Here is a 9,728-nt window from a genome sequence, read left to right as displayed (position 1 = left end):
AGCGCCAGCGGCAGCTTGCCGCCATAGCGCTTCGGGCCTTCGGTGCGGGCGCTGTTGCGCCTAGCATAGATGTGGATCGGCTCACCGATCTTGCCCGACGTCATCAGCTCCTTGGCGGCGGCGTAGCGCGGATCGAAGCGAAGCAGGTAGCCGACGCCGAGCTTTACGCCCGCCGTCTCGCAGGTGGCGATGATGGCCCGGGCGTCGTCGACCTTGGAGGAGATCGGCTTCTCGACGAAGACGTTGATGCCGGCTTCGGCGACCGCAACCGCCGGCGCCAGATGCAGATTGTCTGGCGTGCAGATAGAGACGAGGTCGAGATCGCGCTCCGAGCCGAGCAACGCCTGATGACTGTCGTAGACTTTGCAACCCGGCGCCTTGGCCGCCACCGCCTCGGCCAGCGCGCGGTTGGGATCGACGATAGCCGCGAGCTCGGAGCTCACCATGCCGGCGAAGATGCCGGCATGCATGGAGCCCATGAAGCCTGCGCCGATGACGGCCACGCGACAGCGCTTGATCATGATGGATTCCTTTTCAGTTGCGGACGGGCGCTCCAGGCGGCGACCTCGTCGGCGAAGCGGCGGGTGATGGCGTCGGGCCGCGTGATCGCGCCCCCGACGACGATGAAGCGGGCGCCGAGCTCGAAGCAGCGGGTTGCCTCGTCCGGCGTCCAGATGCGACCTTCGGCGACGAAAGGCAGGCCGGCGCGGGCGAATTCCTCCATCAGGTCGAAGGCGGGGCCGCGCTGCTCGCTGGAGTAATCCGTGTAGCCGGCCATAGTGGTGCTGACGACGTCGGCGCCGGCATCGAGCGCGCGCCTGCCTTCGTCGAGCGTGGCGACATCGCCCATCGACAGCCGCCCTTTCGCGGCGATGGCTGAGAACATCGCCGTCAGCTCGACCGGGCGCGGCCGACCGGTGGCGTCGATAGCGACGATGTCGGCGCCGGCCTCGACGACGGAAGCGACGTCGTCGAGCGTCGGCGTGATGTAGACCTCGGTGTCGTCGCGCCTGGCCTTGATGAGGCCGATCAGCGGCACCTCGACCGCAGCGCGAACGGCGGCGATGTTGGCCGCGCCCTCAATGCGCACGCCTGTAGCGCCGCCCAACAGGACGGAGCGCGCCATCGCGGCGATGTGGCCGGGAGCGTCAAGCGGCAGGCCAGGCTCGGCCTGGCAAGACACAACCAGCGTTCGATCGAGTGTGGCGAGCAAATCGCCCTGCTTGGCCTGCACCGCGGCTTCTCCTGGAAGAGCATTACCGCTCTAACCAAGCGTAGATGAAACTTTTTGTCAATAATTTATTTCTGAAGAAAATTTTCGTCAGAGCTCTTTGGTCGTGCCAGCACAGCTGCGCCAAGCAGGCCGGCATCGGCGCCAGCCCGCGCGGCAACAATGGGGCGCCGATAAACGCGCGGCAGATCGAGCGAGCGCACCTGCAGCGCCTCGATGAAGCCGCCGGCGAGGCCGACTCCACCACCGACAGCAAAGCAGTCGATATCGACGGAGGCCGTCAGGTCGGCAAAGGCGTCGACCAGCGCGACGACCGCGCCGGCGATAATTTCCGCGGCAATGCCGCTGCCTTCTTTCGCCGCCGCAAACAGCTCCGGCGTCGTAACCTTGCGGCCAAGGCGCGCGCTGCCCGCCCGGGCCAGCGCTGTACCCGAGGCGACCGTCTCCAGGCAGCCGCGCCTGCCGCAGCCGCAGAGGATACCGCCGGGCTCGGAGCGTGTGTGCCCGACATGGCCGGCAAGCCCGTTGGCGCCGCTTTGCAGCCGGCCGTCTATCACCAGGCCGCAGCCGATGCCGGTCGATACAGTGAAAAAGGCGAAATTGCGAAAACCCGTGCCGGCGCCGAGCGTGAACTCGGCCCAGGCGGCCGCTTGCGCGTCGTTAATGACGAGCGGCGGCATGCCGAAGACGCGTTCGATTGCTGAGGCCAGCATATAGCCATCCTCGATCGGCAGCGTTTCGGGATTCAGCGCGGTGAGCGAGCCGTCGCGGACGATACCGGTGGTCGCGACGGCGACGGCGCCGAAACCTGTTTTCGGCGCGAGATCGGCGATGGCCGCGACCAAATCGTCGCCCCGGCCGGCGCGTGGCGTCGGTGCCTGCCGCCGGTTGGCGATCCTGTCGCCGCTCACCTCGGCGATGGCTATCTTGGTGCCGCCGACATCGATGGCGAGCACCGGCAAATCAGAAGCTGCGGTCACTCACGACCTCCGCCGTGCGGCTGAGCTCGACCAGCCGCTTCGGATCCTGCCTCGTCATCTCGGCGACCAATGCGTCGACGATGAGCAATTGACTGATCTTCGACGGGAAGGCGCCGCCGGTGAGCGGCGTCTCCGGCCAGGAGGCTATTAAAGCCAGGTTACAGACGGCGATCAGCGGGCTCTTCGAGCGATTGGAGATACCAATGACGAAGGCGCCTTTGGAGCGGGCAAGCTCTGCCACGCGCACGGCATCGATGGTCGAGCCGGAGCTTGAGATCACCACCTGCACGGTTCCCGGCTGCGCCGTTCCCGCCGCCATCACCGCCAAATGCGCGTCGCCCGACGCGCGGCTTAGCTTGCCGATGCGGGTCATCTTGTAGGCGAGGTACTGCGCCGTGACGGCCGAGGCGGCGATGCCGAAACACTCGACGACGGAGGCGTCAAGGAGCTTTCGCGATGCGGTGGTAACGTCGTCGCGGACGATCAGTTGCTCGGTCTCGCGCAGCGAGGTAATTGCGGTTTCGACCAGCCGCTGGATGTCATCGGATGGCGAGCCGTTGTCGCGCGCCCGCTCGTCGGTCGCCAGTTCCTTGGCCAGTGCCAGCTTGAAATCCTGGAAGCCGGAAAAGCCTTGGTCGCGGCAGAACCGCATGACGCTGGCCTCCGACGATCCGGACGTTTCGGCAAGCTCGGTGATGCTTTGGCGAAGCGTTGCGTCGGGCTGCGCCAGCACCGTCTCGGCGACGCGTGCCAGCGCCGGCGTCATGTCGCCCGCGGCCGCTCTCAGCGAGGCTATCAGCGCGTGTGTCATGCAAGACCCCTCAAAAAGATTTTCGGTGCGAGCATGTTCTTGTCCAAAACCGGTTCCCACTCTTTGGAATCATGCTCAAAAATGCTCCGCCACCCAAGGCGGCGGTCCGGCAAAGAGCTGGTCGCAAAGGCGAATGTCCGCCGAGTCGCCGGAAACGAGGCCATACTGCGCCAGTTTCGATGCGCTGCGAAAGCCCGTGAAGAGCTGGGCGAAGGCTGCCGGCTGCATCGACACCGACGCGTGCGCCGCCTCGCATATTTCGACTGCGCCGGCGCGGATGTCGATCGCGAGCGGCGATGTCTCGCCGATGCGCAACGCGAGCCGCGCGGCGTCGACATGGTAGCCGCGCTGGCGCAGCGCGGCCTCGGGGTCGAGCACGCGTAAGAGCCATTCCTCCTGATGCGCAAGCCGCCAGCCCTTGTCCGGCATGGCCGCCACCAGATCGTCCTGCGGCGCGCCGTGCCATCTCACCGCCGGATAGACCGAGCGGAAGCGGGCTAGGAAGGAGAGCAGGCCTTGTGCAGCTTCAGGTGTCGCGGCGAACCAGTCACGCACCGTCAGGCAGGCCTTGTTGCCCATGTCAAGGATCAGATAGGCGGCCTCGCCGTCAGCGAGGTAGGCCGCGAGAGCGTCAGTCGGCGTGCGTCGCAACTCGTTCCAGTGCGCGGCACCGCGTTCCAGCAGCCCGGATTCGGGGAGCGTCTTTGCGAGATAAGCTATGGCTAGGCGTGGATCGTCGAGCTCGACGCGATCGAACGCAAGCTTGCTTGCCGAAGGCAGTGCCGCCGTCGCTGCCTCATAGATAATCTCGTGGCCGGCAAGCTCGAATCCGGCCTTGCGGTAGACCGGCCGCGTCGAGGCAAAGAGCGTGGCGATCGTCGCCCCATTGCTCTTCGCCTCATCGCACAGAGCATCCACAAAAGGTACAGCGAGTCCCTGTCCGCGCCACTCCGGCGCAATCGCCACATGCACGATGTTTGCCGCGCGCACAGATCTGCGGTGGAAGACATGCGCCGTCTGAAGCAGCCCCGCGCACACCGCTGGACGGCCATCCTCGCCTCGAATGAGCCGCATCGCTTCGAGGCCGATGTTGGCGATATATTCGTGCGAACGTGCCTTGCTGAACCCGAAAGCCCAGCTTAGCAGGCTGGCGATATCGACCACATCCTGTGTGGTCGCCCGGTCTGTTGTGAAGTTTTTTTTCATATAATTCCCATCTATGATGCTTTTTATCATAGCAAGAAAACAAGGGTGCGCAACGGGGGCTGATCAGCCCGGCAAAATTTGCGTCGGCAACGTCAAGGATGGATTGCTGTGGGAAGTCCCGCGTGATTAGGATGAACTTGGGCCCAAGTTCGCTTTTTGAGCGCTTCAAGCTGCGCCGAGCCGGGGCCAGCGAATTAATATTCGGGAACCGAACCAATCCACAGAAATATTTTGTTGGTATTTTTGTTGGCTAGAACGGCCAGGGGTCTATGGTCAAGTATCTGGAAACAAAACAAAATTTCCTTGACTTGGATTCCGCCTCTGGCACCATCCTCTCTTGGGGTCCGTTCCGGACACATAGGTTACGGTTTATACCGGAGACATGGGTAACACTTTTGGCCCGAAGGGGTTGAGTGGTTCGAGCCTGAATGTCTCATCATCAAAGTACCCCAAATCATAGTCCATGAAGCTGGCAAGCCAGATATGGTCTTCGATCTGTTTGATGCCGACGGTCTGGCCGGCAAAGACGAGGCTAAGGTTGATCTTCTTGCGATTGTAGCAGATGCGACCGCAGGTGGTGACGGTGACGGCCTTATCGTGAAACGGATAGTCGAGCTCTGGCAAGCCAGTGTAGGGGCGCGTTGAGGGCGTGTAGCGCTCTGCCGGGCAGTCCATGCCGAGCGCCTGATGCGGGCGCTCTGAGTTGAACTCGTCGATGAAGTCATCGAACCTAGCCTGTTGCTGAAGGAAATTGGCGCCAGCCGGTTTGGTGGCTTCCTTCTTCAGGGTGAGGTGCATGCGCTCGTGGCGCCCATTCTGCTGTGGGCAGCCCGGCTGGATGCGCTCGATGTCGATGCCCAGGCGCAGCCATCAGACCGACAGCTTGCTGAGGTTGAAGAGCGCGTTGGGGCTGGCGAAGGGAACGCCATTGTCGGTCCTGATGGCGCGGGGCAGACCCAACTCCTTGAAAACGCTCTCGAACACGGTGAAGGCATAGGCTTCCTTGGTGGTCGACAGCGCCTCGCAGGCAATGAGATAGCGGCTGGCGAAGTCAGTGATCGTCAGCGGATAGCAATAGCGCCGATCGGTGAGCATGAACTCGCCCTTGTAGTCGGCGCACCACAGATCATTGGGTCGACAGCTGCTTGAAAGTGGCGTCCCCGTTGCCTTGTTGCGCCGTCGCTTGCGGTGCTCGACCATACCGTGCCGGTCGAGCACCGCATGCCTGTGCACATCCGGATAGAGCCGGGCCAGCCGCTCGCGTATCTTAGGCGCACCCCAAGTCGGCTTGTCCTGCTTCAGGCGCACAATCAGCTTCTCGATTTGAAACGGAAGCTGATTGGCGTGGCGATAGGGTCGGCGTGACCGATCCGTCAGCCCCTCAAGGCCGCTATCATTGTAGCGCGCGAGGATCTTGTAGCCGGTCTTGTGCGAGATATCGAATTCCCGGCAAAGGACCGCCATCTTCTCTCCGTCCAGCAGACGGGCCACGAACTTAAGCCGCTCGTCCATGACGTTACACTCCTTCCAAGGCACCTTGCTCTCCTTGCAAAGGGCCAAAAGTGTAACCCATCTATCCGGAATGAACTGTCACCCATCTCTCGGGAAGGGCACTTCTCCTGATAGTCCTTTTCGCTGAAGCTTCTACGCCGCAGCCTCTGCAAACAGCTGAAATTGTTGGTCTTTTCGGGTCAGTTCGCGAATTTGAGCGCGGTTGGGCCGTTTCGAGCGCATTTGGTCCAACGGCGGGTGGAGATGGTATTCCGTTGCTAATGGACATTCTGATGGTATTGAGACAGCCAAAGGAGATCTGATAAATGGCCCTTTCCGACGTGAAATGCCGGCACGTCGCCCGCTTCCAAACTCGCGAAATTATCTGACGGTGGCGGGCTCCAGCTATGGCCATAAAGTGTATTCGGGAGATCGGCTCGCCAGGGAGACGAATATCCAACGCCCGAAAAACCCACTGACGATCGAACACCACCTGAAATCTTCCCGTTTCGTTCCGTATGGTCTCGCGCCCAGAATGATGTCAGCGATCTGAGCCGTGCCAGGAAGCGCGCCGAACCGCATGAACGTCAGCTAAGCCCGCCTCATTCTCGCCGCGGCGGATGCCGCCGCCCAGCCGGCAAATGCTCATCGCGGCGAGACGTCAAATAGTCCCGAAAAAGCTTACGAACGTGGAGTCCGCCTGCTGGCGAGATCAGAATAAATCTTGGCAGGGTCGCTATCGTCCTTTTCGATCAGAGACAGTGCTCCGATCGATTGAGCTTGCCGATTTTCATAAGAAATTCAAACTCGTGCATCGGCATACCGATTCCAAGCGAACGGTGCGGTCTCGTTTGGTTTCTTTCGTCACGCTTCGGTCGTCGTGAGTGTCCAACAGGGCGGCCAGCAGACGTAGGCGCAGTTCAGAGTGAACATGCGTTGCATGAGAGGCGGTAAGACGGTCTACGCATGACCGATGGTATCGAAGAAGGCCACCGGGGGTGCCGACTCGATCGCATTGCGTCCGCTTGACGAAAGAGTCGGGTGGGACAAGCAGGCCCTCAGGAGCGGGGTCGCTCGCGCCGGTCGGCACATGTCGCGTAAACCGCACGACGAAGCGTAGTTCCACCGCTGGTTCAGGCTCGACCAGCAGCGCGGCCGCCTCGGCCACGAGCCGCTGCCGCTCGAAACCGCCGGCATATAGTGCCTCAGCGCCTCTCTGGAAAGAACGATTACCGGTCGGTACGAATTGAGATCGAATTGCGTTCCACAAGATGGGCCGACAGAACACGGTGCTCCAGGGGTCTCGTGGCCTCCACCAGCCTCTTCAAGAGGAGTTCGGCCGCCGCCGCTCCAATCAAATGCGCTGGCTGCGCTATGGCGGTGATACCTTGGGCCACGAATTGCATCCAGTCGAGATCGTCGAAGCAAAGCAGCGAAACGTCTTCAGGGATTGCGAGCTTCAACGCGGAGGTCGCCTCCAAAACGCCCGTCGACATCACGCCGTCGGCGGTAAACAGCGCGGACGGCGGATTGCGCATTGTCAACAGATCGAGCGCTTCCTTCCGGGCTGCCTCGCTGGAGTAGACCGCCACGCGGCGTATCAACCGTATGTCAGGCTCGACGCCTGCGGCGCGATGGGCCTCCAAGTAGCCCAACAGCCTCTGCCAGCTCGGATGATGATATCGAACATCAGAGCTGGAGAGATCGGTATTTGCCACAAAGGAGCCGACATCGTCGCGCTGGCCGGGTCCGAGTTCGGCCAGTATGGCAATGCGGTTATGACCGGCCTCGATCATCGTCGCGATGCTGCTGCGCGTTGCAGAGACGTTGTCGACCACGACCGAATCGGTTTCCAGGCCGGCAGTGATGCGATCGAACTGCACGACGGGACAGTGGGCTGCGACAGCCTCCCGCAGATGGTCCGGCTCATCAACAAAGGTCGACGAGACGATTAGCCCGTCAACCTGCTTTTCCAACAGCAGCTGAACCGCCTCTCGCTCGAGTTCGGCATTTTCGTCACTGTTCGTAACGATGACGCCGAAGCCTCCGCTACGCGCGACGTCCCCTATTCCGCGCAGCACGCTCGCATAGAATGGGCTTTCGATGTCGCCGACTACAACTCCGATGGTCTGTGTCTTGCCGGTAATCAAACCTTTGGCCAGGCGGTTGGGGCGGTAGCCCAGCGCGGCTGCGGCGGCGCGCACTTTCTCCTGAACTTCGGGGCTGCTGTAGCCGTAGTCACCAAGTACGCGCCCTGCGGTGGCGGAACTCACCCCGGCCCGGCGAGCGACCTCGATGATGGTTGGGTTCTTCGATGATCTCGGAGTCACTCAGCAAGCCTTGCCGCCCGTGGGTGCATCGTGAAGAGACGAGCTAGCGGCAGCAGACCCTGTCCCGCAAGGCCGAAACCCGCATCACCGGAAGTTGCGCACACCATTGCAGTCATAGCACCTCGGACAGAAAGCGCCGAAGGCGTGGGCTCTGCGGATTGTCGAAAATATCCTGCGGCCGCCCTGCTTCGACGATCCGGCCCTCGTCCATGAACACAACCTGGTTCGCGACCTTGCGAGCGAAATTCATCTCGTGCGTAACGACGACCATGGTCATGCCTCGTTGTCCCAAGTCGGCCATCAAATTCAAGACGCCTTTCACAAGTTCTGGATCCAGAGCGCTGGTAACCTCGTCGAAGAGCATGACTTCAGGTTCGAGCGCCAGTGCCCTCGCGATTGCCACCCGCTGCTGTTGTCCACCCGAAAGATTGGCCGGCCGGTGGTCCTTGCGCTCCAGCAACCCGACCTCCTGCAATCTTGCTTTGGCCACGCTGTCGGCCTTTTCACGTGACATGCCTTTGACCTTGCGCAGTGCCAAAGTAATGTTGGCGAGCGCGCTGCGGTCGGGAAACAGGTTGAACTGCTGGAAAACCATGCCAACGCGGCGGCGAAGCTGGTCGGGGGTAGACTGGTGAATGCTTTCGCCATCGAGCAGAATGTCCCCCGCGCGACACTCGACGAGCCGGTTCAGGCATCGAAGCAACGTTGATTTGCCCGACCCGGATGGTCCGATGAGGCAGGTGACAGTCCCTGGCTCTACTTTCAGACTGACGTCATGCAGGACCTGAAGGTTGCCATAGGCCATATCGACGTTTTTGATTTCAATGCTGCCGCCCTTGAAGGGCGTGGACGTTGCAACGGATGGCTTTGCAACGTCCAGCGCGCCCGCGTCGGCAAGCTCGGCGACTTCCTTAAGCCCGCTTTGCACAGCCACGATACGCTTTCCGATGCGCATGCGCGCATCGATGTAGTTGACAAGGTGAGTCAAGGGTACGGTGATCACCAGGTAGAACATGCCAGCCAGCAAAAGCGGCGAGAGGTTGCCGGTCAGAACGGCCTGATCCTGCCCAACCCGGAACAGTTCGCGCTCCGAAGCGAGAAGACCGAGAAAGTAGACAAGACTGGAATCTTTGACGTTGCCGATGAACTGGTTGACCAGCGCCGGCAGCACGCGGCGGATACCTTGGGGAATGACGACCAGCCTCATGCCTTGGCCATATGTCATGCCGAGCGTGCGCGTGGCGTCGAGTTGTCCGCGCTCGACGCTCTGAATGCCGGCGCGGAAGATTTCTCCTATGTAGGCACCAGCAATCAGGCTCAGCGCTAGAATGCCCAGCGGATAAGGCGACGGACCGAACAGTTCTCGGCCCAGCCGGGCAAAGCCTTGGCCAATGATCAGAATGGTGACGATGGCGGGAAGCCCGCGGAAAATATCGGTGTAGACGCGCGCCAGGAGTTTGAGCACAGGGTTGTCGGATATCCCCATGATGGCCAGCACGATTCCTATGAGCGTGCCGAAGAATGTAGAGGCAAGGGCCAGGATCAGGGTGTTCTTGAGGCCGACCATGACCATGTTCGGCAGAACTTCCGCCATGGCCTGGAAATCGAGGAAGCTGCGCGAGAAGGTATCGAACCAGCTCATATCAGGCCCTTCTGTAGTTCGACCGGGCTCCGCTGCT

General features: G+C 61.6%; 7 protein-coding genes and 1 pseudogene. All 8 read right to left on the bottom strand.

Going from position 1 to position 9,728, the window contains the following annotated elements; all coding sequences use genetic code 11:
* On the bottom strand, positions 1 to 521 hold a 521-nt coding region (locus LB520_RS27530; RefSeq protein WP_224640022.1), incomplete at its 3' end, for a Gfo/Idh/MocA family protein.
* Positions 518 to 1,234 (bottom strand): N-acetylmannosamine-6-phosphate 2-epimerase, encoded by a 717-nt coding sequence (locus LB520_RS27525; RefSeq protein ID WP_140846237.1) that lies wholly within the window; start codon positions 1,232 to 1,234, stop codon positions 518 to 520. The genes LB520_RS27525 and LB520_RS27530, both read right to left, overlap by 4 nt.
* A gap of 65 nt (positions 1,235 to 1,299) precedes the next feature.
* Positions 1,300 to 2,211, bottom strand: a complete 912-nt coding sequence (locus LB520_RS27520; protein WP_224640021.1) for an N-acetylmannosamine kinase — start codon at positions 2,209 to 2,211, stop codon at positions 1,300 to 1,302.
* Positions 2,195 to 3,022 (bottom strand): MurR/RpiR family transcriptional regulator, encoded by an 828-nt coding sequence (locus tag LB520_RS27515; protein WP_140846235.1) that lies wholly within the window; start codon positions 3,020 to 3,022, stop codon positions 2,195 to 2,197. Before LB520_RS27515 ends, LB520_RS27520 begins: the two co-directional genes overlap by 17 nt.
* A 75-nt stretch (positions 3,023 to 3,097) precedes the next feature.
* Complete coding sequence (eis, locus tag LB520_RS27510) at positions 3,098 to 4,228, bottom strand: enhanced intracellular survival protein Eis (protein ID WP_224640020.1); 1,131 nt, start codon at positions 4,226 to 4,228, stop codon at positions 3,098 to 3,100.
* A gap of 369 nt (positions 4,229 to 4,597) precedes the next feature.
* A pseudogene (locus LB520_RS27505) lies at positions 4,598 to 5,764 on the bottom strand (integrase core domain-containing protein).
* Positions 5,765 to 6,948: 1,184 nt separating this feature from the next.
* Positions 6,949 to 8,049, bottom strand: a complete 1,101-nt coding sequence (locus tag LB520_RS27500; RefSeq protein ID WP_095765777.1) for a LacI family DNA-binding transcriptional regulator — start codon at positions 8,047 to 8,049, stop codon at positions 6,949 to 6,951.
* A gap of 112 nt (positions 8,050 to 8,161) precedes the next feature.
* A complete protein-coding gene (locus LB520_RS29325) occupies positions 8,162 to 9,691 on the bottom strand; it encodes an amino acid ABC transporter permease/ATP-binding protein (RefSeq protein WP_095765778.1) in 1,530 nt (509 codons plus the stop codon).
* Positions 9,692 to 9,728: the final 37 nt, after the last annotated feature.

The organism is Mesorhizobium sp. CA12 (assembly GCF_020165255.1).
In the GTDB taxonomy this organism is placed as follows: Bacteria; Pseudomonadota; Alphaproteobacteria; order Rhizobiales; family Rhizobiaceae; genus Mesorhizobium.
This window is presented reverse-complemented; position numbering and strand designations above follow the sequence as displayed.

Coding starts and splice junctions, on each gene's coding strand:
- LB520_RS29325 (WP_095765778.1), bottom strand. CDS start 9,691: ATGAGCTGGTTCGATACCTTCTCGCGCAGCTTCCTCGATTTCCAGGCC.
- LB520_RS27515 (WP_140846235.1), bottom strand. CDS start 3,022: ATGACACACGCGCTGATAGCCTCGCTGAGAGCGGCCGCGGGCGACATG.
- eis (WP_224640020.1), bottom strand. CDS start 4,228: ATGAAAAAAAACTTCACAACAGACCGGGCGACCACACAGGATGTGGTC.